This window comes from Psychrobacter sp. 1U2 (assembly GCF_051847575.1).
In genome coordinates this window covers 1-622 of sequence record NZ_JBPYDC010001344.1, presented here as the reverse complement: position 1 = coordinate 622, position 622 = coordinate 1, and the positions used below count along the sequence as shown (strand labels likewise).

At 49.2% G+C, this 622-nt stretch carries 1 protein-coding gene; it reads left to right on the top strand.

The genetic code is table 11. The annotated features are described in order from the left end of the window. A partial coding sequence (locus ACS8FD_RS21995; protein WP_439277433.1) for a gamma-glutamyltransferase occupies positions 1-622 on the top strand: 622 nt, incomplete at both ends.

Below are 622 nucleotides of genomic sequence, written 5' to 3'. Positions count from 1 at the left end.
GTTGGGGTACCGGGTACAGTAGCAGGACTGCTAAAAGCGTTGGAAGATCATGGCACCATGAGCCGCGGACAAGTAATGGCGCCCGCCATTGCATTGGCTGAAGATGGTATAGAAGTTACTGCTGGTTTGTCGGAGTCGCTAGAAGCCTTGAGCGATCGTTTGCAGAAATGGCCGAGCACCCAAAAAATATTTTTTAAAGCAGATGGCAGCGCCTATCAACCAGGTGAACGCTTAAAGCAGCTCGAGCTTGCTCGCTCTCTGAAATTAATTGCTGCACAAGGTGCTGATGGCTTTTATAAAGGTGAAACTGCAAGCAAGCTGGTCAAGGCCGTTAATGACGCTGGCGGCAGTATGAGCTTGCAGGATTTGGCCAATTATGAAGCCATCGCTCGCGAGCCAGTGAAAGGAGATTACCGCGGTTATGAGATTGTCTCGATGCCGCCGCCCTCTTCTGGTGGTATTCACATCGTGCAGATTTTAAATATCTTAGAAGGCTATCCGCTCAAAGACTACGGGCAAAATAGCGCACAAACCATTCATTTGATGGCTGAGGCCATGCAACTGGCTTATGCCGATCGAGCTGAGTATCTAGGAGATTCTGATTTCATCGATGTACCTGCCA